The sequence below is a fragment of the Acidovorax sp. Leaf78 genome (genome assembly GCF_001422735.1).
In the GTDB taxonomy this organism is placed as follows: domain Bacteria; phylum Pseudomonadota; class Gammaproteobacteria; order Burkholderiales; family Burkholderiaceae_C; genus Acidovorax.
The window spans coordinates 385,799-407,318 of record NZ_LMLZ01000012.1; the positions used below are offsets into that span (position 1 = coordinate 385,799).

General features: G+C 64.3%; 26 protein-coding genes. 22 read left to right on the plus strand and 4 right to left on the minus strand.

Annotation, left to right across the window (positions count from 1 at the left end):
• From ASF16_RS10145 to ASF16_RS10240, 21 genes are all read left to right on the plus strand, one after another.
• Positions 1-2,085 (plus strand): prohead protease/major capsid protein fusion protein, encoded by a 2,085-nt coding sequence (locus tag ASF16_RS10145; RefSeq protein ID WP_056165956.1) that lies wholly within the window; start codon positions 1-3, stop codon positions 2,083-2,085.
• Positions 2,086-2,149: 64 nt separating this feature from the next.
• Positions 2,150-2,512 carry a DUF2190 family protein gene (locus ASF16_RS10150; RefSeq protein WP_056165960.1) on the plus strand — a complete coding sequence of 121 codons (363 nt, stop codon included), beginning with the start codon at positions 2,150-2,152 and terminating at the stop codon, positions 2,510-2,512.
• Positions 2,513-2,520: 8 nt separating this feature from the next.
• Complete coding sequence (locus ASF16_RS10155) at positions 2,521-2,844, plus strand: hypothetical protein (RefSeq protein ID WP_156372017.1); 324 nt, start codon at positions 2,521-2,523, stop codon at positions 2,842-2,844.
• 4 nt (positions 2,845-2,848) lie between these two features.
• On the plus strand, positions 2,849-3,277 hold the full coding sequence (locus ASF16_RS10160) for a hypothetical protein (protein ID WP_056165966.1): 429 nt from the start codon (positions 2,849-2,851) through the stop codon (positions 3,275-3,277).
• Between the two features lie 18 nt (positions 3,278-3,295).
• A complete protein-coding gene (locus ASF16_RS10165; protein ID WP_056165968.1) occupies positions 3,296-3,490 on the plus strand; it encodes a hypothetical protein in 195 nt (64 codons plus the stop codon).
• Positions 3,491-3,528: 38 nt separating this feature from the next.
• Complete coding sequence (locus tag ASF16_RS10170) at positions 3,529-4,308, plus strand: hypothetical protein (RefSeq protein ID WP_056165972.1); 780 nt, start codon at positions 3,529-3,531, stop codon at positions 4,306-4,308.
• 113 nt (positions 4,309-4,421) lie between these two features.
• Positions 4,422-7,181: a tape measure protein gene (locus ASF16_RS10175; protein ID WP_082516835.1), complete on the plus strand. Its 2,760-nt coding sequence runs from the start codon at positions 4,422-4,424 to the stop codon at positions 7,179-7,181.
• A 5-nt stretch (positions 7,182-7,186) separates the two neighbouring features.
• Positions 7,187-10,258: a hypothetical protein gene (locus ASF16_RS10180; protein WP_056165980.1), complete on the plus strand. Its 3,072-nt coding sequence runs from the start codon at positions 7,187-7,189 to the stop codon at positions 10,256-10,258.
• Between the two features lie 2 nt (positions 10,259-10,260).
• Entirely contained in the window at positions 10,261-10,536 is a 276-nt protein-coding gene (locus ASF16_RS10185) for a hypothetical protein (RefSeq protein WP_056165983.1), read from the plus strand.
• 2 nt (positions 10,537-10,538) lie between these two features.
• Positions 10,539-11,813 (plus strand): carboxypeptidase-like regulatory domain-containing protein, encoded by a 1,275-nt coding sequence (locus tag ASF16_RS10190; protein ID WP_056165986.1) that lies wholly within the window; start codon positions 10,539-10,541, stop codon positions 11,811-11,813.
• Positions 11,810-12,430: a hypothetical protein gene (locus ASF16_RS10195; RefSeq protein ID WP_056165989.1), complete on the plus strand. Its 621-nt coding sequence runs from the start codon at positions 11,810-11,812 to the stop codon at positions 12,428-12,430. The genes ASF16_RS10190 and ASF16_RS10195 overlap by 4 nt, the downstream gene beginning before the upstream one ends.
• A gap of 10 nt (positions 12,431-12,440) precedes the next feature.
• A complete protein-coding gene (locus ASF16_RS10200; protein ID WP_056165992.1) occupies positions 12,441-12,770 on the plus strand; it encodes a hypothetical protein in 330 nt (109 codons plus the stop codon).
• Complete coding sequence (locus ASF16_RS10205; protein WP_056165994.1) at positions 12,763-13,083, plus strand: hypothetical protein; 321 nt, start codon at positions 12,763-12,765, stop codon at positions 13,081-13,083. Before ASF16_RS10200 ends, ASF16_RS10205 begins: the two co-directional genes overlap by 8 nt.
• A gap of 16 nt (positions 13,084-13,099) precedes the next feature.
• Positions 13,100-13,822 (plus strand): hypothetical protein, encoded by a 723-nt coding sequence (locus ASF16_RS10210; protein WP_056165997.1) that lies wholly within the window; start codon positions 13,100-13,102, stop codon positions 13,820-13,822.
• A 2-nt stretch (positions 13,823-13,824) separates the two neighbouring features.
• The gene (locus tag ASF16_RS10215) at positions 13,825-14,292 is read left to right on the plus strand and encodes a hypothetical protein (RefSeq protein ID WP_056165999.1); all 468 of its coding nucleotides are present in this window, start codon (positions 13,825-13,827) and stop codon (positions 14,290-14,292) included.
• 2 nt (positions 14,293-14,294) lie between these two features.
• Positions 14,295-14,807, plus strand: coding sequence for a discoidin domain-containing protein (locus tag ASF16_RS26105; protein ID WP_156372018.1), 513 nt, complete (start codon positions 14,295-14,297; stop codon positions 14,805-14,807).
• Complete coding sequence (locus tag ASF16_RS10220) at positions 14,771-15,457, plus strand: DUF4376 domain-containing protein (RefSeq protein ID WP_235507324.1); 687 nt, start codon at positions 14,771-14,773, stop codon at positions 15,455-15,457. The genes ASF16_RS26105 and ASF16_RS10220 overlap by 37 nt, the downstream gene beginning before the upstream one ends.
• Positions 15,417-15,794, plus strand: a complete 378-nt coding sequence (locus tag ASF16_RS26530) for a hypothetical protein (RefSeq protein ID WP_200926887.1) — start codon at positions 15,417-15,419, stop codon at positions 15,792-15,794. The genes ASF16_RS10220 and ASF16_RS26530 overlap by 41 nt, the downstream gene beginning before the upstream one ends.
• A gap of 39 nt (positions 15,795-15,833) precedes the next feature.
• Positions 15,834-16,151: a hypothetical protein gene (locus ASF16_RS10230; RefSeq protein WP_056166007.1), complete on the plus strand. Its 318-nt coding sequence runs from the start codon at positions 15,834-15,836 to the stop codon at positions 16,149-16,151.
• Positions 16,148-16,756, plus strand: coding sequence for a glycoside hydrolase family protein (locus ASF16_RS10235; protein WP_056166010.1), 609 nt, complete (start codon positions 16,148-16,150; stop codon positions 16,754-16,756). Before ASF16_RS10230 ends, ASF16_RS10235 begins: the two co-directional genes overlap by 4 nt.
• Positions 16,753-17,265, plus strand: a complete 513-nt coding sequence (locus ASF16_RS10240) for a hypothetical protein (protein WP_056166013.1) — start codon at positions 16,753-16,755, stop codon at positions 17,263-17,265. Before ASF16_RS10235 ends, ASF16_RS10240 begins: the two co-directional genes overlap by 4 nt.
• Here the strand turns inward: ASF16_RS10240 and ASF16_RS25415 are convergent, their stop codons facing one another.
• From ASF16_RS25415 to ASF16_RS10250, 4 genes are all read right to left on the minus strand, one after another.
• Positions 17,266-18,753 (minus strand): P-loop NTPase fold protein, encoded by a 1,488-nt coding sequence (locus ASF16_RS25415; RefSeq protein WP_082516836.1) that lies wholly within the window; start codon positions 18,751-18,753, stop codon positions 17,266-17,268.
• A 69-nt stretch (positions 18,754-18,822) separates the two neighbouring features.
• On the minus strand, positions 18,823-20,124 hold the full coding sequence (locus ASF16_RS10245) for a Y-family DNA polymerase (protein WP_056166508.1): 1,302 nt from the start codon (positions 20,122-20,124) through the stop codon (positions 18,823-18,825).
• Between the two features lie 26 nt (positions 20,125-20,150).
• A complete protein-coding gene (locus tag ASF16_RS27130) occupies positions 20,151-20,294 on the minus strand; it encodes a LexA family protein (protein ID WP_369817133.1) in 144 nt (47 codons plus the stop codon).
• Entirely contained in the window at positions 20,291-20,671 is a 381-nt protein-coding gene (locus ASF16_RS10250; protein WP_369817134.1) for a LexA family protein, read from the minus strand. The genes ASF16_RS27130 and ASF16_RS10250 overlap by 4 nt, the downstream gene beginning before the upstream one ends.
• A 137-nt stretch (positions 20,672-20,808) precedes the next feature.
• Here ASF16_RS10250 and ASF16_RS10255 point away from each other — a divergent pair, with 137 nt between their 5' ends.
• Entirely contained in the window at positions 20,809-21,519 is a 711-nt protein-coding gene (locus ASF16_RS10255) for an SOS response-associated peptidase family protein (RefSeq protein WP_056166016.1), read from the plus strand.
• Position 21,520: the final 1 nt, after the last annotated feature.

The following is a 21,520-nucleotide window of genomic DNA, read 5'->3' on the forward strand; positions in this document are numbered from 1 at the left end:
ATGCCTCAAGCCGCAGCACCCAACCCCACCACCCATCAGCGTGACGTGCGAGACCTGCCGGTGCAGGTGCGCGCGGCCACGCTGGTGCCCGCAACATTCAATGAAGCCGACAACACCGTAGAGGTGGTTTGGACGCAAGGCGCCACGGTTCGCCGTTACGACTACTGGGAAGGCCGGCCCTACGACGAAGCGCTCGACGTCACCGACGAAGCGGTCGACATGACCCGTTTTGACGCAGGCACCGTGCAAGTGCTGGACGGGCACCGGGTCTATGGCGGCGTCAATGCCATCCTGGGCATTGCCGAGCGGGGCTGGATCGCCGATGGAGAAGGCCGGGCGACCATCCGCCTGAGTCAGCGTCCCGAAGTGGCAGGCATCGTGGCTGACATTCGTGCCGGTGTCATCCGCGCCATCAGCTTTGGCTATAGCGTGCAGCAGTACGCCATCACCCCAGGCACGCAGCGCACTGACGGCGGCACCATCGATCTGTACCGCGCAGTGCGCTGGATGCCGCAAGAAATTTCTTTCGTGACCGTACCCGCCGACGCCGGCGCAGGCACGCGGTCCGCCCCCCAAGCCTCGCAACAGCAGGGCGCCCAGCCGGGCGGCCTGCCGTGCGAATTCGTCCGGGCAGCCGCCCATCCATCCGCAACTCAGGAGCAACGCATGCCCCAAGCAAACACGCAGGGCGACGGCGGCACCGCCGACACCCAACAAACCGCCGCTAACGCTGGCGACAACACGGCCAACCGCGCCGCACCGAACTCTGGCGCAGCGCCAGTAGTTGCCGTGGTCGGTGACGGCACCCGCGCCGCCGACGTTTTGGCTTTGTGCCAGCGACACGGCGCGACGGAACTGGCGGAGAACCTCCTGCGTCAAAATGCCACCGTTGACCAGGCCCGCGCCGCGATCCTCGACCGCATGGACGCCGCCGACCAGGGCCGGCGTGGCGGTAGCACCGTAAGCGTGCAGACCGTTCGTGACGAGCACGACACCCGCATGAGTGGCATGGAAGAAGCCATCATGAGCCGCCTGGACCCTCGCGCCCAGCTCACCGACTTGGGCCGCCAGTACCGTGGCCTGTCGCTGACCGAAATGGCGCGCGAGGCGCTGGAAGGTCTGGGTTGCTCCACGCGTGGCCTGTCTCGAAACGAGATCGCCACGCGTGCCTTTCAGGTGCGGGCCACGGGCTATCACACTACTGGCGACTTCCCCGGCCTGTTGGGCGGTGTCGGCGCGCGCCGCCTGCGCGCTGCTTATGAGCTGGCTCCCACCACATTCCAGCTGTGGGCTCGCCGTGCGCCCAACCTGCCTGATTTCCGCATCACGAACGTGCTCGCGGTGGGTGGCGCGCCTGAGTTGAAAAAGCTCAATGAGGCAGGCGAATACACGTACGGCACCATCAGTGAAGACGCCACCAGCTACCGCGCCTTCAGCTATGGCCGCGCCATCGCCATGACTCGCCAAATGTTCGTCAACGACGACCTGGGCGCGTTCGACCGACTGCTGCAGCGCTTCGGTGAGTCTGCCCGCCGTCTGGAAAACCGCTTGGTGTACGACCAGATCACCAGCAACCCGCTGATGCAGGACGGTGTTGCGCTGTTCCATGCGACCCACGGCAACCTGTTGGCCGCCACCAGCACCTTGACGCTCGAAAACATGGGCAAGGTTCGGGCGTTGATGCGCAAGCAGAAGGATCTGGACGGCAAGACTCAGCTGAACCTGGCGCCGGCCTACCTGATCGTTCCGTCCGATCTTGAGCAGGCAGCCTATCAGTTCACCAGCTCGAACTACGCTCCGGCCACTATGGCCGACGTCAATGAGTTCCGTGCTGGCGGTCGCACTGCGGTGGAGCCCATCGTGGAGCCGCTGCTGGACGAAGTCAGTGCCGCCGCCTGGTTCATGGCCGCGCGCTCCGGTCAGATTGACACCGTCGAATACGCCTATGTGGATGGCTCCGAAGGCGTGCGCACCGAGACCTTTGCCAGCGAAGACATCGACGGTGTGAAGGTTCGCGCCACTCTGGACTTTGCTGCGAAGGTCATCGACTGGCGCGGCCTGGCCAAGGCCAACGGCACGTCCTGATCACACGGGCCCGGCTGGCGCTGCGGGCGCCAGCTGCCTTCCTTAATTTACTCGGAGAGAAACCATGAAGAATTTTCGTCAAGCTGGCAACGTGCTGTCCGTGGCTGCTGCTGCGGCTGCTGTTGCCTCCGGCCAGGTCGTGGTCGTTGGCTCCCTGATCGGCGTGGCGGCAACCCCCGCCGGCATCGGTCAGCCGTATGAGCTGAATCTCGACGGCGTCTATGAGGTGCCCAAGGCGGCAGGCTCTGCGTGGACGCAGGGTCAAACGCTAATGTGGGATGCATCCGCCAGCGCTTTCGCGCCGGTGGCCACTGCCGCGACAGGCGACGTGAACGGTGCTGGCACCAGCGCGTGGGCGGTTGCTGCCTCTGCGGACACCTTGGGCCTGGTGCGCTTCGCTGGCAACCCTGGCACCGTCACCGCCTGATCGCCGCCATGACCCTTGCGCCCTTCGCCGACCGTGCTGCCCGTCTGAATCGGGCGGTGGAGGCGCACCTGTCAAACGCCACCGCCACCTTTGAGGGTGGTCAGCCGTTCGGTGTGCAGTTGGAAAAAGGCCAGACCGACGGCTTTGGCGGGGCGGGCGGGGTGGTGGACGGGCCCGAGATCACCGTATCGCTCAACGTCGCAGCCCATGCCCCTGGCCTGGCTGAAGGCGGCCAGCTGGTGATTGATGGCGTGGTTTACACCGTCGGTGTCGGCGTGCAGCCGGACTCCAGCGGCTGGGCTTCTGGCCTGGTCATTTTCCGCAGGAGCTGACGCAATGTTTCTCGCACTCGCTGGCATCGCCACGCACCTGCGCAACGTGCCGCACTTTCAGTCGTGGTCCGTTCGCGACGGGCTGACGTCAGAGCCGCGCGACGCGGTGCCGTTTGTGGATGTGCGCTTTGAGGGTGCCACCGTGGGCGATGCCAAGGGCGCTTCGTCGGTCAACGTCTCGCCTGTGGTGTCCGTGTCCATCGGCGTAGCCCGCAGCCCGGATGCTGCGGCCGATTTGCATGCGGCTTTCGCCGCAGCCATTAAGGCGCTGCATGGGTTCAAGGTGCCAGGGGCCAATGAGACGAAGGACCTGTGGACGGCTTTGATTCTGGGCCAGGTGCGAGCCCTGGATCCATTCGATTCGGTGGTGGGCTGCCAGCTCATCTTCACTCTCGGCAAACGCTTTGAGGTGGGCGCCTGTGGCGCCTGCTGATTTCACAAGGATCACATCATGAAGAAGCAACAAACGAAAACGGTCGAGCTGCGCAAGCAACACGAACACGCAGGCCGTACCTACCCCAAGGGTGCGGAACTCACGCTGCCCGAAGGTAAGGCCGATTGGCTCATCGGCACCAGGGTGGCCAAAGAGGTGGGGGCCGATTCCAAGGCGGACAGCCAGGCCGACGCCGGCAACGCTACCGCCTGAACCCGCCAGCCCATCCCACAACTCAACAGGAGCACGCAATGGAAAAGATGATTTGGGCCGGCCAAGGCCCCGTCGAGATCGGCATTTATGACCGCGTGAATGGTCGGGCTGCCATGGCCTACCTGACCAAGCTGCGCGAGGTCGGCTGTAGTACTCGCACGTTGACCATGAGCCTCACCCAGGAAAAGAAGCCCATTAAGGAAACCTGCTCAGGCAATAAGCTGACGCTGGCGACGATTCCCGGTGCCAAGACGATGAACGTATCGCTCGAGCTGGTGGAGTTCAACGGCCCCATGTTCGCGGCGGCGCTGTTCTCGCAGCTGGCTGAGAACGACGATGGCACCGTGACCGCTGAGCAGTTCGCCACGCTGTCGGTGGGTGACACTTTCTTTCTGAAGCACCCCAACGCCAGCAGCATCGTGTTGGAAGACAGCACCGCCACGCCCGTCACGCTGATCGAGGGCACGCACTACGAGATCCTGAGCGCCGCTCACGGCACCGCCCGGCTGTTGTCGGTTGCGGGCATCGCGCAGCCGATATTTGCCGACTATGCCTACGGCGCATACGAAAGCATGGCCGCGTTCTCGCAGCCCAGCACCGTCGAGCGCGGGATGGTGTTTAGCGGAATCAACCATGACGGCCGAAAGGCTCGGCTGATTGTTCCGCGCCTGGACCTCGCTATGGACGGCGATTTCTCGTGGATTCAGGATGAAGAGGCCTCTCTCACCTTCAGCGGCGAGGCCTTGTACGTGCCCGAGCTGGCGGGCGATCCGCTCTATGGGTCCTTCGCCCGGGTTGACTGGCTGGCCGCCCCGTAACCCACCCCCACCAACGCCAGCGCCGTAGGCGCTGAGCGCCTCCAAGTGCCGCCCCAAAAGGCGGCAGTTGAAGCCGCTGCATTGCCTGAACCCTTCACACATCACCGCCCACCATGGCCTTCAAGCCCATTGAGATCCTGATCAACGCTAAAGACGGTGCAAGCGCCGTGTTTGCGAACGTCCGGAGCGGGCTGTCCTCAATCGGTGACCTTGCAAGCAGTCTGGCGGGGCGTCTTGCTGCAGTTTTCGCCATTGGCAACATGGCGCAGGCAGCAGCGGATATCGAGACACTGCAAGCTGGTCTGAAAGCGGTGAGCGGCAGCGCCGAGCAGGCTGGTAAGGACATGGAATTCGTCCGCCGCATGGCGAGTGTGGCCGGGGTGGATGTGGTCGAGACGGGGCGCGCGTTCCTGAGCCTGAGCGCTGCTACCAAGGGCACCGCCGTCGAAGGCGCGGCCACCCGGCAGGTCTTCGAGGCTGTGACAGTTGCCATGGCGCGCGCTGGTAAGGGCAGTGCCGAGACCAGCAACGCCCTGCAGGCCCTGGCGCAGATGGCCGGCAAGGGACAGGTGCAGATGGAAGAGCTCCGTGGCCAGCTTGGCGAGGCGCTGCCGGGCGCCCTGAATGCTGCCGCTGCCGGGCTGGGCGTTACCACCAAGGAATTGTCCGAGCTCGTGGAGCAGGGAAAGATCACTGCAGAAGACCTGTTCCCGGCGCTGGCCAAAGGCCTGAATGATCTGTATGGCTCGACTGGCGGCGCTCAAACTCTGGCGCAGGAGTTTGCAAACGTCAAGAATGCATTTACGGACATGGCGTCCAGCATTGGCGATGCCGGCGGGTTGTCTGCGCTGAAGACCGGGGCTGAGATTGCGCAGGCTGGCCTGGTGCTGCTGGATCACACTGTGGTGTCGCTGGGCAAGAGTATCGGCATCCTGATTGCTGCTGTTGCCAACTGGGACTTTTCGGGGCTGCAACAATCCTTTGCTGACCTCGAGGCAGAAGGCCGCGACAAGCTGCTGAAGGCCGCCTCGCACAATGAAACGCTCCGCGCCGCCTTGAATCAGACGTCAGATGCGGCGCTGAAGATGGCGCTTGCCCAGCAACAAGCAGGCGATGCCGCCAGCCAGGCCGGCGCCAAGGCAGGCGCATCTGCCGATTCGTGGATCAAGCTCAATGTCGGTTACGGCCAGGTTCTGGTGAGCTTGCGCGACCAGATCGCCGCAGCAGAGAAAGCGGTAGCCGCTCGTGAAGCTGAAGGGAAGGCGTCGGTGGCCCTGGCCGCAGCGTTCGGTACCGAGGCCGAAAAGCGTGCCGCGCAAGCCGCTGCGGCCGAGGCTGAGGCGGTAGCCCTCGACAACCTGTCACAGCTGCGCCAGACCGAGCTGGCCACCATGCAGGCGCAACTTGCTGCACTGAAGCAGGAGGCGGTCGAAAAGGGCAAGATCAGCAATGAGCGCTCGAAAGAGCTGGCCGAGCTCGAAAAGCAGATTGCCCTGCGGCAGCAAGACACCGACAAAGCAGTGGCCCAAGCCCAGGCCGCGCGCCTGGTGGCCGAGCAGTCCAAGGCCCAGGCCGAAGCGTTGAGCGACAACTCTGCGCGCGTGGCTGAGCTGGGAGCCGCATGGGCCTCTGCCCGTGCGGAGCTCAACAGCATGGTCGTGGCGCAGGCTGGCGGCATGGCCTCGCTCAAGCAGGTGGAGCAGGCCGAGCTGGCTGCAGGTCGCGCCGCGCTGCTGTATCGGGATGCCCTGTCAGACCAGCTCAAGGCCATCAAAGCCAAAGCCGATGCGCAGCGCGCCAGCCTGGACCTGGAAGCTGCTTCTGTGCAGCTCGCCATGGCCCAGCAGCGCGCGGTGTATGAACTGGCGCGGGCTAGAGGGGACGAAGCGGGTGCTATCCGCGCCGCCAACGAACTGCGCAAGCTGGAGATCCAGCTGGCTGAGCTGTCGGCGCGTGCGAAGCGCGCAGAGGGCGAGGCGGCGCTGGCTGCTGTGGCGGCCAAGCGGGCAGAGCTGATCGCATCCGGCCAATTGACCGATGTGAAGCGTCTGGAGCTGGACGCGGCCGAGAAGTCCGCGCAGGTCAAGATCAAAGAGGCGCAGATCGCCGAGGCCACCGCAAAGGGCTTGAAGGACTTGGCTGACGTTCACCGATCGCTGGGTTTTGAGGCCGGACGCGCTGTCAGTGGGCTGGAGTCCGTGACGTCTGCCCTGGGGCGTCAACGTGTGGCGCTGGCCGATCAATCAGACGCCATGGCAGAAATGCTCATGCGCTTCACCATGACCGCGAATATGAGCGAGCGTCAAATAGCACTGATCGAGCGCGAAACCGCTGCTATCGAGCGCCAGAACGAAGCCCGCAACAAGCGCCTGAACATCGACAAAGAGGGCTACTCCCTCAACACCGCCGGCGAGCGCGTGCTGGCTGGCGAGACGAAAGAGAACGTCGACAAAGACATTGCCGAGCGTTACGGCAAGGACAACGTCGACAACCCTGATGCCCAGCGGGCCCGCCAGCTGGCCACCATGCTCAAGCTCATGGCCCAGATCGGCGGCAACGTCTCCGACCAGGGCAGTAGCAATGAGATCGCCGCCATGCGCCGCGAGCTGCAAGAGCTTGAGGCCCGACTGCTCAATGGCGTCGGCGGATCGTCCAGCACCAGCTCATCCAGCAGCAGGCCTGCCGCGCCCACCACTGCCACCACCAGCAGCAGCGGCTCCAGCGGCCGGGGCGGCGGTAGCGGCATGTCCACGGGCATCACGATCAACGTGTACCCCGGTGCGGACCTGTCCAACCGTGCCGACGCTGAGCGCATGGCCCGCCAGCTGATTCCCGTTATCGAAAACCTGAACCGCCGGGGCATGCGCTCCTGATCGCCATGGCTGCTACCCCCTACACCCGCACCCGCATCCTCGGCAACGCGCACAACAAGGTGCGCGCGGCTGCCATCACGGCTTCCACCCAGCGCGCCAGCACCACGGTGCACCTGCTGGCGCAGAACCGCGCGGGCAATGGATCCGTGGGCCTGTCGGGCGCCTACACCGGCGGCGCCGACACGGTGGTGGACGTTGAGGTGCTGGGCGGGCCAGACGGCGCGCTGCGCGCCTCCAGCCCGGTGCTGCAGGGCGTGGGCAATGGCACGCTGGAGGTGCAGGGCATCGACGTGGGCGCCGTGCCGCAGACCCTGCGGTTCTCGCTGCTGGACGCTGGCAAGGCCTCCACCCCCGCGCTGCTGGACTTCTTCGGCGTGCAGCTGGCCGCCCGCGCGCCTGGTGTCGTTGGCAACAGCATCGAGCTGTCAGTCACCCGCAGCCTGGTCTACACCGATCTGCCTTACGCCACGCTGCAGAGCATCCCTGTGGGGTCCACCGCCTTCGAGGGCGCTCAGTTCGATTGGGGCCAACCCGCCGGCAACGGTGCCGAGGTGCCCCCGGGCGCCCTGCGCATCGCCTTCGCCGGCATCCCCCAGGTGTTGCGCGCCTGGAAGATCTGGGAAAAAGGCCGCTTCAGCTACCGCCTGGATCCGGCCGTGGCGTACGAGGTGCCCGAAAACACCCGCGTGCGCGCGGTGGCCGGCAACTACACGCTGACCGTGACCGACGGCACCGACACCGAGACCTACACCGCGGTCACGATGTTCGACTTCCTGAGCCAGGTGCAGGCCCGCAGCGCGCTGCTGCAGGTGCTGGGCGTGGTGGCGGAAGACCGCGCACCAGGTGGCCAGGCTGTCACCGACATTCCGCTGCGCACCGACGCGCACGCGCTGCCGGTGATCGCGTCCGTTCGCCGCTCGCAGTCCATGGTGGTCGGCGACGTGTCGCCCACGGCGCCCACCGAGAACATCGTGGTCACCAACGAAGGCCGGGCCACCGGCGGCGCCCAGTACTGGAGCGTGCGCGGTGGGGTCAGCGGCCAGTTGCCGCCCGCCTTCACGGGCGTGCCGTACACGGCTGGGCCCGTGGGTTTCACCATCCCCACGCCCATCAGCAGCGTCAGCTCGCAGGCGTCAATTCAATCCCGCTTCGTGCCCACCACCCGCAACACGGGTGAGGGGCTCCCCGCCATCTGCTTCAAGCCGCAGATCCTCGGCATCGCCGCGACCGACAAGGAGGTCACTTTTGTCTACAAGAAACGCCCCCCGGCTGATTGCAGCTGCGCGCAACTGCCCGCGCTGCCCGTCAGCCTTCAATGCCTGGGCCTGTTGCCCGAAGACGAGGGAGCCATGCACGCTGACGTAAAAAGCCGTCTGCTGGACCTGATGCAGTGGCGCGCCGAGTTCCTGGGCTCCAACATCGCCCTGGCACCTGACAACGACGGGGTGCACCCTGACGCTGCCGTGGTGCAGATGGACGCCAACGACGTGGCGCTGGTGAATGCCGTGGTGCAGAACTGCCAGGACGCGCTGCTGGAGGTCTTTGAAGACACCGACGCGCTCACCGAATGGGATGCTGTTGTGGTGGAGCTGAAGGCGGAATTCCTGCCCTTCGCGGACCTGTCGAACGCGGGTCTCACCGAGACCCCGGGTTTCGACGCGGCCCTGCTCAGGAAGTACAGCGCAGCGATGGACGTGTGCCGAGTGCACGCGGGCATCCTCCCAAAATCTGACGCCAGCGGTGCACAGGGGAGTCCCTGCTGGCGTGACCCTGGAGGCGCGTTCCTGTGGGAACACTCCGAGGGTATCTATCTCCCCATGTTCACAAACCAGCCCTATGTCAGCGTCATCCGCGACGTGGAGGGCAAGATCGTGAGCACCCAAGAGTTCGGCATCGGCCTGGTCACTCAGTGCGAGCACCGCCTGAAGGTGGGCGACCAGATCATCATCCGTATCTCCAACACCCACAACCAGGCAGCCTGGTCCGAGGGTGACAAATTCACCATTCCGGTCATCGCCGCCGGCAGCGCGCCGCTGACGGGTGGCACGGACGGCAGCCCTGTGCAGACCTGGACGGCGCGCAGCTCCGTGCTGGGTGCGCTGGCCGACTGGCTGTATGACCCCGCTTCACCGGCCGCATACACCGCAGGCCCGGCCGACGTGGCGCTGCTGCCTGGTGGCATCCCCTTCGAGGTGGGCGACACCCTGGCGTTCGACATTGAGGGCGGCGAGCTGCGGTGGCGCCGCGACGGCGGGGCCTGGTCCACCGCCGACCTGTATGGCCCGCCGCTGGACCTGGGCGACGGCCTCTTGCTGACCGCCGCGGCCGGGCCCGCTCCGTCTTTCCTGCCAGCCGATGCGTGGCAGTTCAGGGCCGTGGCCACCTACGGCACCGACCGCCTGCGCCAGCCGCGCGTGGGCCGCGCATTTGCGTGGGATGGCCCTGTGGCCACGCTCGATATCGACCTGGGCGCCGCCGTGCCGGTCGAGGCGGTCATGCTGGCCCTGCATGACATCGCGCCAGGCGCTGCCGTCACCGTGTCCGGTGGCCTGGCTGCGCCCACTGAGTGGAGCCAGCCGCTGGTGCTGCACCCTGTGCTGGCCCTCACCCAGGTGGATGCGGCCCACAGCACCGCCGTGCGTTACCTGCGCGTGGCGATCACCGGCGCCGGGGCGGGCGGCTCCATCGGCTGGCTGTGGGCCGGGGTAGGGTGGCAGCCCACCGTCACCCCTCGCATGACCCGCTCGCGCACCTGGGCGCTGTCCCGGGGCACGGGCATCAACGCCAGCGCGCTGTATCGCGGCGCCGGTGTGGCTGGCAGCTGGTCGTGGAACCTGGATGGCGAAGAGGCTGCGCTGCTGGCCGACAGCTACGCCGAGCTTTTCGAGCTGCTGGACCACGCTGCGCGGCAGGGTGCCGAAGCCCTGGCCATGGTGCCGGACCTCGACAGCCCGGGCAACGCATCGCTGTGCACGATCGACAGCGAGCAGATTGAGGCCAGCGACGACACCGATTGGCAGTCCACCGCCACCCGCGCCGTGTCTCTGTCTCTGCCCCTGCGGCCCGTGATGGTGTGAGCATGCTGTTCGAACTGACCATCTTCACCGTGCCGCCCCTGGTGTTTGAGGGCGCTGCAGTCGCATCCGTGGGCGCATCCAACGCTTCCATCAATGGCGAGCTGCCGAACATGCCCGTCACTCTGGACAACGCCCGGGGCGAGCTCACCCAGGTGCTGGCCGCTGCCAACTTGCTGCGCCACCGCGCCGAGCTGCGCCAGGACGGAGTGCTGGTATTTGCCGGTGCGGTGCAGGCCGTCGCCCTGGGCGCGTCCGTCGTGCTGGATCTGGAGTCTTGACCATGGCCGCACCCCTCCTGTACTCCGACAAGCTCCCCCTGCGCCGGGTGGAGGATCTGCCCCTGTACCGCACCGAGGCCGCGGGCCGCATGCTGCCCTGGGTTTTTGGCCGCGCCACGGTCAACCCCGTGCCGCTGGACCTGCTGGGCGCCGAGTGGCTGGTGGCCGACCATCCCATTGCGGGCATTGATCGCGTCACCGTAGGCGGCCTGCCCACCGAGGGCTGGCAGCTGGTGCAGCAGCTCGACGCTACCGACCGGCCTATCTCCGTGCTGCGCCTGGCGCAGCCCACCACCGCCCTGGCCGTGGCCGTCACGGTGGCGGGCCGCCGTCACCCGGACACGGGCGAGCTGCTGGCCACCCCCGCCGCCATCGTGCGCGAGCTGCTGCGCCTGTGCGGCCACACCGAGCCGCGCGACGCCTGGGCGGGCCTCGATGCCGATTACGGCCAGACCACGCTGGGCATTGTGTTCGGCGATGAGGTTGCGCTGCGCGAGGCCATTGCGGCCGTCGTGGAGCCGCTGGGCGCCATGTGGCGCCCGGGCTGGGCCACACGCCGCGCGCCGGGCCTGCCAGCCGCCACCCTGGATCCTTCGGTTGTGGAGACCATCACCGCCCGGGCAGACAACACCAGGTTGTTCACCACCGCCCGCGTCACGTACGCCTACGACTGGGCCGCCGGTGCTGCCCGGGCGTCCATGAACCTGGCTGCGCCCCAGGCCGTCAACGTGTGGGGCGACCTGCCTATGCAGATCGATCTGCCCGCCGTGCGCACAGCCCGCGATGCGCTGGCCATCGCCTCGGCCCGTCTGGCCGATGCCGCCCGGGCCCGCTGGGTGCTGGATGCCAGCGACGTGTCCGACCGCGTGGGCGAACTACTGGTGGGCATGACCGTGCAGGTGTCGCACCCGCACGTGCCTGCTGGCCTGGCCGTGCTGACGTCCGTCACGCTCGACCGGGAGCGGGGCGCCTACACGCTCAAGGCCGAGATGCATTCGACCAGCGCCCCGCGCGTGGACCTGGTACGCCGCGGCTCTGCCCTCGTGCCCTCGCCAACGCAGGCCGCGCCGATCACCTACCGCGACGGGGTGGCCACCTTCACCATCCTCGATGACCTGGGCCAGCCCATGGCGGGCGCTGCCGTCACGCTGGATGGCCTCGTCACTGCCAACACCAACCCACTGGGGCAAGTGCAGTTCCGCACGCCGCGCGGTGCCCACACGCTCACCGTACGCATGCCAGGCTTCGCGCCACTGCAGCTGGAGGTTGTTGTATGACCATCGTGCAGACCTCGCCCAACCTAGGCTTGACCGTGCGCATGCAGCGCCTCGCCGCGCCGGCGCCCGCCGCCAGCGGCGGGGGCGGCGTGGTGCCATCGGGTGACGTTGTGTGCACCGGCTGGCTGGTGCCTGAGCTGGCCGCCGCGCCCGAGGTGGCGCTGACCGTTACCCCCCTGGGTGATGACCGCACGGAGATCTTCAGCGACTACTACGACGAAGACACCAGCATCGACTACAGCGGGCTGAAGTCTTCCATCTGGGTGGGCGTGCCCGTCGCGGCCGATGGGCTCGACCGCGCCCGGCCCGTACCCGGCGCGGGGTTCATCTGCGAAGAACTCACCATCGACACCACGTACTACAAGCTTTTCCCGGGCCGGTGCTTCATGGCGCTGGCCACCGGCGGCACATGGACGGTGGAGTGGGATTCAGCGCCAGGTGATCCGGGCGTGGCCGCTTCCGGGCACCGCGCTATCGCCTACGGCGGCACGTTGGTGGTCGAGACCAAGAACACCGATACCGGTTCGACCGCCGTCGAAACGCTCACCGCCCGGGCATTCTCCGGCGCGGACCAGATCGCCGTGCTGCTGCTGACCACGCAACGCATTGCCGCATGAAGGCCTATCCATGACTTGCCAAAGCCCAAGCTTCAACCACACGCGCGGCGCCAGTTTTCAGCTGATGGCGCGCATCCCCTCGCGCTTTGCCGACGGGCACTTTTCCACCTGGGTGCCCACCTCGCAGGTGGTCACCGACAAGGATGCGCCCGTCGCCACGCTTGATGTCGAGTGGGAAGACCCCGCCACCGCCCGCGTGCTCGTGCTACGCAGCCTCAATACCGATGCCTGGCCCATCGGCCCCGCGCGGTTCGATGTGCGGCTGACGGCCCCTGACGGCTTTGTGCTGCTCACCACCGCCGTGCACTTCCACATCGTCAAGGGGGCCACCGGTGCCTGAAACCATCGAGCTCGAGCTGCTGCTGCCGGATGTGCTGGCGCTGCGCGTGGTGCTGCCGCCCGATGTGCTGCCGGCGGACATCGCGGCGGTCATCGCTGGCAAGCCCGGGCCGCCAGGCGGTAGCACCTACGTGCACACGCAGACCGTGGCGGCTGCCGTGTGGACCGTGGCTCACAACCTGGGCCGCCGCCCGTCGGTGGCCGTCACCGACCACCTGGGCAACCTGGTGCTGGCTGATGTCCGCTATCTCGATGACGACCTGGTGCAGGTCGCCCACAGCACCGCAATCACTGGTTTCGCTTACTGCAACTGACTGAGGACCGACCATCATGAAAATCACCAACAACCTCGACGCCAACGGCAACAAGATCGTCAACATGGGGGATGGCACCAGCCCACAGGACGCCGTCACCAAGGCGCAGCTGGATGCCGCTGTGCAGGGCTGGAAGTGGAAGGAGCCCGTGCGGGCTGCCACCACGGCCAACATCACCCTGTCCGGCGCGCAGACTATCGACGGCGTCAGCGTGATCGCTGGCGACCGGGTGCTGGTCAAGAGCCAATCCGCCGGCTCTGCCAACGGCATCTACGTAGCCGCGGCCGGCGCCTGGTCGCGCGCGGCTGACTTCGATGCCGCCAGCGAGGTCGTGGGCGCCGCGGTGTTCGTGTCCGAAGGCACTGCCAATGGCAACAGCCAGTGGAACATGACCACGGATGGCCCGGTCACCATCGGCACCACGGCCCTGGTGTGGGCCCAGGTGGGCGGGGGCACCAGCTACACCGCGGGCAACGGCATCGGCATCTCTGGCGGCGTCATCTCCGTCGATGCCGCAGTGGTCACGCGCAAGTACGCGGCGAACGTGGGCGATGGTTCGGCCACCACCATCACCGTGACCCACAACCTGAACACCCTCGACGTGACGGTGACTGTGCGCGAGGTATCCGGGGGCGCGCAGGTGCTGGTGGACAACGTCGCGAACGGCGTGAACACCGTGCAGCTCACGTTCGGGACGGCGCCAAGCTCCGGCCAGTACCGCGCCATCGTGCAAGGCTGAGCATGCGCATTCTGGGTGCATCCAAGTCCACGCCGGTCGATGGTGATGGCCTGTTCCTTGAGGACAGTGCGGCATCTGGCGCGCTCAAAAGGCTCACTTGGGCCAACCTCAAAGCCACGCTGCAGGCATGGCTGGTTGCGCAGGCGAACTCCTGGACCGGCCAGCAGACTGTGAAAGAGGTGGTGGAGACTGTGGTGGCGATCACCGACGGCGGCAGCGTGAACATAACACCTGCCAACGGCAGCATCCAGACCTGGACGCTGGGTGCGAATCGCACGCCGACGGCCACCGGCTGGAACGCGGGCACGGGCATGACGCTGATGGTCGACGACGGCACGGCCTACACCATCACCTGGTCCACCATCGGCGTGACTTGGCTCACCGCGGACGGCAACGCCCCCACGCTCAGGACCACCGGCTTCACAGTCATCGTGCTGTGGAAGGTGGGCTCCACCGTCTACGGGAAGTGACCATGCTGCTCTGGCAAAAACTCCTTGCGCAACAGGTGGCCGCTGCGGTTGCTTATCGGTACTGGCGCATCTATGTGACCCTGACCGATGCAGGTGGTGGTTCAGGTGGTGTGCAGATCAATGAGGTTGAGCTGCGTGCCACCGTAGGCGGGCCCGACCTTACATCGCCAAGCACTCCCTCCTTGGCGTCATCAACCCTGGCCCCTGGCTATGGCCCCACCCAGATGGTGAACAACTTCTTGCTCGGGGCACCATGGGCTAGTACCGGAACACCGTCTACGGGATCACCGGAATGGGCTCGCTTCGACCTGGGAACGCCCCAGGTCGTGAGGGAGGTTGCCCTTCATCCTTCAGGCAAACCAGACGAGGAGGGGAGCAGCATCGGCAGTGTCATTTATGCGCCAAGAAATTTCATCATCCAGGGGGCTAACGATGGCACCAATTTCACGGATGTGAAGGCCTTCACCGGCCAAACAGCTTGGTCGAACACAGCTTTCAGGAGCTTCGCTCTATGAGGTACGTCCACACCACCACGCTCGCCGTTGCGACGCTTGATGAACTCCGCCGCGCGCACCCGCAGGTGTCGATGCCAGCAGAAGGTGCTGACCTGTCGGACCTTGGGTATCAGCCGTTGCTGGAAACGCCGGCCACCGTGCCCCCGACAGGCTTCAAAACCGTGCAGATCGCGCCTGTCTTCTCTGGTGGCGCATGGCGCACGGCCTGGGCGGTCGTGCCTCTGACCGCTGCGGATTTTGCCGAGCGCACGGCCACGGCCTGGGCGGCGATCAAAGCCGAGCGCGATCGCCGCGCAGCAATGGGCGTGAAGGTCGGCGCGCACTGGTTCCACAGCGATGAGAAAAGCCGCATCCAGCAGCTCGGCCTGGTGTTGCTGGGCCAGGCCGTGCCCGCGGGCCTGCAGTGGAAAACGCTCACCTTCGGCCCGTCGCCCGTCTTCGTGCCGATGACGCCCGCGCTCGCGGTGGGCATCGTGCAATCCACCGCTGCCAGCGACACAGCCATCTTCACCGCGGCGGAGATCCACCGCATGACCATGCAGGCCAGCCCAGACCCGGGCGCCTACGACTTCACCGCGGGCTGGCCCGCATCCATCGAGGACGAAGCACATGACGCAGGATTCCAATTCGACAGCGCCAACGCGGCATGAGCGCGTGGGCGCCCTGGCCCGTGCCTACGGTGAGCAGGTCTTCATCGCCGTCGACCAGCTCGCCAACGCGTTGATCCCGCCCCTGGATGGCACGGTCAGCTATGCCGATGAAACACTCAGCGCCCGGTGCTACCGGGCCCACCGCGACGGCAAAGTGTTCGGGCGCCTGTTCATGCGGCCCATCAACCTGCTGTTCTTCTGGCAGGGGCCAGACCACTGCATGCACGCGTACACGAAGGAGTTCGCGCGCAAGAACTACCCCACCGAGTACCACCCGCCGAATGAGCCGCGCTACACCTCGCGCAGCGGTGGGCAGGGCGCAGCGTCGCCCGAGTAATCGACACCACACCAACAACACCAGAGAGGGACATCAGTGATGCAAGACGATTTTGGAAACGCCGTGGCGCCGCCCGCGGGCATCGGCATCAGCGCCCGGCTCGACGCGGGCGACCAGCGCATGGGCCGCATCGAGGGCGACGTGGCCGCCGTGCGCGAAGAGCTGGCCGCCAACACCGAGGCCACGCGCCAGGTGGCGGCCAACACGGCCGACCTGGTGGAGTTCTTCCAGGCGGTGCAGGGCGCGTTCAAGGTCTTGAACTGGATCGGCAAGGTGGCCAAGCCAGTCGGCGCCATCGCCACAGCAACAGCCGCAGCCATCGGGGTGTGGTCAGCAGTGAAAGGATTTTTCCGATGAAAGAAGCCATCCGCAAGCGGCTCATCCAGGCCGCCCTTGCCATCACCATGGGCGCCGCCGGCGTCGCCACCTACCAGGCCCAGCAGCCCAGCGCTGAGGTGCTGCTGGCCATGGAGCTGGGCGCGCACTTTGAGAGCAGTGGCCGGCACATCGGCACGCCCTATGTCGACAAGCTCGGCAAGGGCCAGCCGCTGACCGTGTGCAACGGCGTCACCGGTCCCGAGGTGGTGCCCGGCACGTACTACACGCCCGACGATTGCCACCGCCTCGAGCTGCCCAAGTACCTCGACGCCGAGCGTCGCGCCAAGGCCGCGCTGAAGCACTGGGGCACGTACAACGTCTGGGTACGCGCCAGCATCATTGACATGGTCTACAACCTGGGCCCGTCGGTGCTGGACGGCACGACCCTGGTGCGCCTGGGCAATGCGGGCGACTTGGTGGGCATGTGCCAGCAGATGCCGCGCTGGGTGCGCGGGACCGTCAACGGCCAGTCCACCGTGCTGCCCGGCCTGGTCGACCGCCGCGGCACCACGCGCGAGCTGTGCGCGGAGTGGGGCAGGGATGGGCATTTCAGCGCAGGGTTGATTGCGGAGGCGCGCCCATGATCCCGCTGCTTACTACGCACCTCATCGCCGCAGCTGTCGCGGCCACCGTGGGCTTCGGCGCCGCCTGGTGGAGCCAGAGCAACCGCTACGGCCTGGAAATCGAGAAGCTCAAGCACCAGGCCACCAGCAACCAGCTGGCCGGCGCCAACCAGGCTGTGAAGGACATGGCCGGATTCCAGAAAGGACTGAACGATGCACTCGCCAATTTTCAAGCGACGGGCCAGCGCAACGCCGCTGCGCAGCAAGATCTCGACCGCAGCCTGCGTGAGCTGCGCACTTCTACTGCAGGCCTGCGGGGCGACTTTGCCGGCCTGCCAGCCCGCATCGAGCGAGCTGCCCAGCCCGCCCTCGCCGAGTACGCCGCAGCCTGCACAGCCGTATTCGAAGACCTGGCAGCTGCAGGTGGACGACTGGCGGAACGTGGTGGAGAGCTCGCGCGCAAAGCTGAAGGGCACGCTGCTGATGCGGGATTAACGCAGCTTGCCTGGCCTGGTCCTCCCGCAAAGTAGTTAATTAGCTGCAGATATGTCTCCTGCCAAGCGAATCAGTTTCACATATTTTTTAATATTCAAATAGCTCTTGCCGCTACTGTCATTCAACATACCTTCCAACATAGATTGAGGATAGTCATAAAGATTGGAGTTTCGAAATTGTTCGCGAACTTTTTCTATTGGGTTGAAAGCGTTGTTGTGATAAAAATTTAATATCTCACTTAACGAGTATTGTTTATCCCTCAGGCTTCCATTGGAGTCGTGATATTTTGTTTTGAAATTGATTGTGATTAGCTTATCAGTGGGGAATTTGCCGAGGCGACCGTCTAATATTCCATCAATGTCTTGAGGTGATTTGTGTGCCAAGGCGGCAAGTGCGAAAATGTATGTTAGATATACATTTTCATTATCCGGTATCGAGGCAATCGCCCCCTCCGCTTGTGTGAAAACTTGTTTCTGACTTCTTAGGTCTAGTTCAAAAGTATTTGCAATATAGGAAAAAATATCGCGCGGCTCTACAATTTGTTTTCTGCCATGCACGTCCAGTGTTTCGAGTCCGGTAATTAAATTAGGTCTAAGTAAAAAGGAACTGTTGTCGTGCAAATTGCGTGCGTGAGCCAGATTGTCTGGAGCTGGCAATTTGTATTCAAAATCGAAAAACCTTTTTAGGTAGTTTTGCCCATCAAACCCCGCTCCATAAACTGATTTTATTGAATGCGATAGCTGAGTTAAATTCGTACTTATAATAAAGCAGACGCCTCGTGCGTTCAAAACATGCTTTATTCCTTCGAGCAATCGAATCGCATAGCTTGGCCTGCAACGGTCCAATTCATCAATAAAAATGTATATGGGAAGATTGATTTCATTTGTGCTTTCTAGATATGAAGCGAGCCGTTCAAGCTCAGAAATGAAATCAGCGATCGCCATTTTTTGACTGGTGTGACTCTTTAGTACACCATTGAAAAAATTTTCAATTGCTTTGTCGGTAATTTTTTTCTGCTCTTTTATTTCGATACTTGCATCGGCATCTTCCATTAGAATGCTTTGGACTTGTTCCGCGCCTTCTAACGTCATATACCTCGTTGCCAGTCCCTTGCCTAGTTGCTTCAATGCTGGAAAGATGGCTTTGCGGCTGTTTGATACTACCTTTTTGGCTTGCGCTAGAAGTTTCTTTTTTGATTCTTCGCTCAATGCAGGTATTTCATCAATGAACGGTTTGAGAGTTGAATTCAACTCAGCCATGAAGCCGATTAACGGATCGTCGCTAAGATCATTTTTCCAGGCATCAAATCGTATAACTGCGTGTTGTTGATTTTCGATGTCTTTGCTCCAGCGCTCTACAAAGAATGATTTTCCTGTGCCCCAACCTCCATCCAATGCAAACGTGAGGGATGCGCTTTTTGGGGACGCCGCAATCGCCTTGTACTTAGCCTGAACAAGCTTGTAGAGAAAGTTGCCAGATGCTTCCCTCTTCATGAGGTCGTCACCCCAATGGTCCTTATTCATAATCTCCCTTATCGTGCACTAATTACTTGACCGCCATCGGCAAGGTTCCGCATAAAGTTAGCTTACAACCTAAGCCCGCGCAATAGGCACATCCTCCCACCGTGTCGTGTACTGCGGCGTGCGCCTCTCCTGCTTCATTCCCCACACCTTTTCGGCCTTGTTGCTGCCACCAGTAGCGGCTGAGTGCACGGTCCCCTTGCCGTAACGCGTGTTGAGTGCGTCAATGGTCTCGAACAGCTTGCTGCGGTCCCGGTGGTCCTCGTCTTCCAGATCCAGCTCGCCCTGCAGCACGTTGCCAGGCATCAGGTCCAGCAGCATCACCCCGGCCTTCGCCATCCGATAGCCTGGCTCGTACATCCGCCGCATGCCGGCGGCCGCCGCCCATACGAGGTTCCCTGTGTCCGCCGTGGGCCTGCGCAGCGGCACCACAACCGACTTGTTGAACCGCGGCCCGTCGCGGAACGGTGAGGTGTGGCAGAAAACGAGCAACTGGCTGGCCAGGCTGTCCTGCTTGCGCAGCTTTTCCGCGGCCCGACTCGCAAACTCACTCACGGCCTCGACCAGCGGGGGGAGATCCGTCACGGTGCTACCGAATGATCGAGTGCATGCAATTTCTTTCTTGGGGTCCGGCGCATCGTCCAGCTGCATGCATTGCATGCCTTGCAGCTCGCGCACTGTGCGCTCCAGCACGACGCTCCAGCGCCGGCGCACGGTGGCCGGGTCCATGCGCACAAGGTCCAGCACTGTGTGGATGCCGCCTGCGTGCAACTGCGCGCCGATCTTGCGGCCCACGCCCCACACTTCTTCCACCAGCGTCGCGGCCAGCACGTCGTCGAAGTCCTGCGCGGGCAGGGCGGCCAGGTTGCAGACCTGGGCCAGTTCGCTGGGGTAGCTACCGGGCTTGCGCTCGGCCGTCTTGGCGATGTGGTTGGCCAGCTTGGCCAGGGTCATCGTGGGCGCAATGCCCACCCCACAGGGTATGCCCACCCACCTGTCGATGCGGTCGCGGATGGCCTGTGATCGCCGGGTCAGATCGCCCCGCATGCCCTCCAGCCCGATGAAGCTTTCATCGATCGAGTAAATCTCCTGCGTGGGCCCGAGGCCTGCGGCCAGGCTCATCATCCGGTTGCTCATGTCACCGTACAGAGTGAAGTTCGCGCTCAGGGCCACCAGGCCGTGCGTGTCTTCCATGTGCTGGATCTGGAACCACGGCGCACCCATCTTGATGCCCAGCGCCTTGGCTTCATTGGACCGCGCGATTGCGCACCCATCGTTGTTGCTCAGCACCACCACGGGCCGGCCGTTCAGTGACGGCCGGAACACCCGTTCACACGAAACGTAGAAGTTGTTCCCATCGACCAAGGCATACATGGCAGTGCACTCGCTGGCGCCCTCGGTTAGCTGGTCGGGAAAATCTTCACGCATCCACGCACCACGCCCCACACGTCAATCGTCTGGCTGTCGCGGGGGATGATGTCCGGATACGTGGGATTGGCCGCGCGCAGCTTGATGCGGCCTGCGCGTTGGTAGAGGTACTTCACCGTGCACTCGCCGTCCACGATTGCGCCGCGCGCAGCTTGATGCGGCCTGCGCGTTGGTAGAGGTACTTCACCGTGCACTCGCCGTCCACGATTGCCACGACGATGAGCCCATGCTTCGGCCGTACTGCCTTGTCCACGGCAATGATGCTGCCGTCCTCGATGCCGGCATCGCGCATGGAGTCGCCTTTGACTCGCCAGAAGTAGGTGGCTTGGGGGTGCACCACCAGCAGCTGCATGATGTCCAGCCGCTCGACCACGAAGTCGTCGGCAGGTGATGGAAACCCCGCGCGCACGCTCACGCCGCAGATCGGCAGAGCGAGCGACTGCACGGCCACGTCGTAGGGCACCGGCAGCGGGGAATCCAAAAGACTGTACATATTTACAGTGTATCCGATGCGCGGCAGAATGTGCTGCATGTGCACCNTGCACGGCCACGTCGTAGGGCACCGGCAGCGGGGAATCCAAAAGACTGTACATATTTACAGTGTATCCGATGCGCGGCAGAATGTGCTGCATGTGCACCTTCTACGACGTCCCCGGCCGCGAGCAGCTTGTTCTGCACTTCGGTGATCTGCCTGAGGAAGAGTGGCGCGACAAGATGAGCCCGCTGTACCGTGGGCCGTTCTTGCGGGGCGCCGGGCAGGCTGCAGAGCTTGTTGTGGGCCAGTGGGGCATGATCCCGCCGGACTCGCAAACCAGCATTCCCAAGGGCAAGGACGGCAAGCGTTTGTCGACCGTCAACGCAAGGCGCGAGGGGATGGCCAAATCGTGGACCTACGGCGGCCCGTGGCGCCGTGGTCAGCGCTGCATCATCCCCGCGAAGAGTTACGTCGAGCCGTATTGGCAAGACGGCGTGCATACCGCGTGGCAGTTCTCCCGCGCCGATGGCGAGCCGTGGGGCCTGGCTGGCCTGTGGAACGAGTGGACAGACCCGGCCACGGGCGAGGTGTTGCTCAACTTCACCATGGTCACGCAGAACTGCGACGTGCATCCACTGCTGAGGTTGATGCACCGGCCCGACCCCAAGCGCCCGCCCCACATGCAGGACAAGCGCACCGTGGTGCCGCTGGAAAAAGTCGACTGGCACACCTGGCTGCACGGCACCATCGAGCAGGCCGAGGCCCTGATTCAGCTGCCGCCGGTTGAGCTGTTCAAACACGGCCCGCAAGATCCGACAAAAGAGGTGCAGCTCGTAATCGTGAGCGACCTCGATCCGCAGGAGTAAG

Bases quoted from the DNA above. Each gene is read 5' to 3' on its own strand.
- ASF16_RS10160 (WP_056165966.1), top strand. From the start codon at position 2,849: ATGTTTCTCGCACTCGCTGGCATCGCCACGCACCTGCGCAACGTGCCG.
- ASF16_RS10230 (WP_056166007.1), top strand. From the start codon at position 15,834: ATGCAAGACGATTTTGGAAACGCCGTGGCGCCGCCCGCGGGCATCGGC.
- ASF16_RS10255 (WP_056166016.1), top strand. From the start codon at position 20,809: ATGTGCACCTTCTACGACGTCCCCGGCCGCGAGCAGCTTGTTCTGCAC.
- ASF16_RS10200 (WP_056165992.1), top strand. From the start codon at position 12,441: ATGACTTGCCAAAGCCCAAGCTTCAACCACACGCGCGGCGCCAGTTTT.
- ASF16_RS10250 (WP_369817134.1), bottom strand. From the start codon at position 20,671: ATGTACAGTCTTTTGGATTCCCCGCTGCCGGTGCCCTACGACGTGGCC.
- ASF16_RS10210 (WP_056165997.1), top strand. From the start codon at position 13,100: ATGAAAATCACCAACAACCTCGACGCCAACGGCAACAAGATCGTCAAC.
- ASF16_RS26530 (WP_200926887.1), top strand. From the start codon at position 15,417: ATGACGCAGGATTCCAATTCGACAGCGCCAACGCGGCATGAGCGCGTG.
- ASF16_RS10145 (WP_056165956.1), top strand. From the start codon at position 1: ATGCCTCAAGCCGCAGCACCCAACCCCACCACCCATCAGCGTGACGTG.
- ASF16_RS26105 (WP_156372018.1), top strand. From the start codon at position 14,295: ATGCTGCTCTGGCAAAAACTCCTTGCGCAACAGGTGGCCGCTGCGGTT.
- ASF16_RS10195 (WP_056165989.1), top strand. From the start codon at position 11,810: ATGACCATCGTGCAGACCTCGCCCAACCTAGGCTTGACCGTGCGCATG.
- ASF16_RS10185 (WP_056165983.1), top strand. From the start codon at position 10,261: ATGCTGTTCGAACTGACCATCTTCACCGTGCCGCCCCTGGTGTTTGAG.
- ASF16_RS25415 (WP_082516836.1), bottom strand. From the start codon at position 18,753: ATGAATAAGGACCATTGGGGTGACGACCTCATGAAGAGGGAAGCATCT.
- ASF16_RS10170 (WP_056165972.1), top strand. From the start codon at position 3,529: ATGGAAAAGATGATTTGGGCCGGCCAAGGCCCCGTCGAGATCGGCATT.
- ASF16_RS10180 (WP_056165980.1), top strand. From the start codon at position 7,187: ATGGCTGCTACCCCCTACACCCGCACCCGCATCCTCGGCAACGCGCAC.
- ASF16_RS10155 (WP_156372017.1), top strand. From the start codon at position 2,521: ATGACCCTTGCGCCCTTCGCCGACCGTGCTGCCCGTCTGAATCGGGCG.
- ASF16_RS10165 (WP_056165968.1), top strand. From the start codon at position 3,296: ATGAAGAAGCAACAAACGAAAACGGTCGAGCTGCGCAAGCAACACGAA.
- ASF16_RS10175 (WP_082516835.1), top strand. From the start codon at position 4,422: ATGGCCTTCAAGCCCATTGAGATCCTGATCAACGCTAAAGACGGTGCA.
- ASF16_RS10235 (WP_056166010.1), top strand. From the start codon at position 16,148: ATGAAAGAAGCCATCCGCAAGCGGCTCATCCAGGCCGCCCTTGCCATC.
- ASF16_RS10245 (WP_056166508.1), bottom strand. From the start codon at position 20,124: ATGTATGCCTTGGTCGATGGGAACAACTTCTACGTTTCGTGTGAACGG.
- ASF16_RS10150 (WP_056165960.1), top strand. From the start codon at position 2,150: ATGAAGAATTTTCGTCAAGCTGGCAACGTGCTGTCCGTGGCTGCTGCT.
- ASF16_RS10240 (WP_056166013.1), top strand. From the start codon at position 16,753: ATGATCCCGCTGCTTACTACGCACCTCATCGCCGCAGCTGTCGCGGCC.
- ASF16_RS10190 (WP_056165986.1), top strand. From the start codon at position 10,539: ATGGCCGCACCCCTCCTGTACTCCGACAAGCTCCCCCTGCGCCGGGTG.
- ASF16_RS10215 (WP_056165999.1), top strand. From the start codon at position 13,825: ATGCGCATTCTGGGTGCATCCAAGTCCACGCCGGTCGATGGTGATGGC.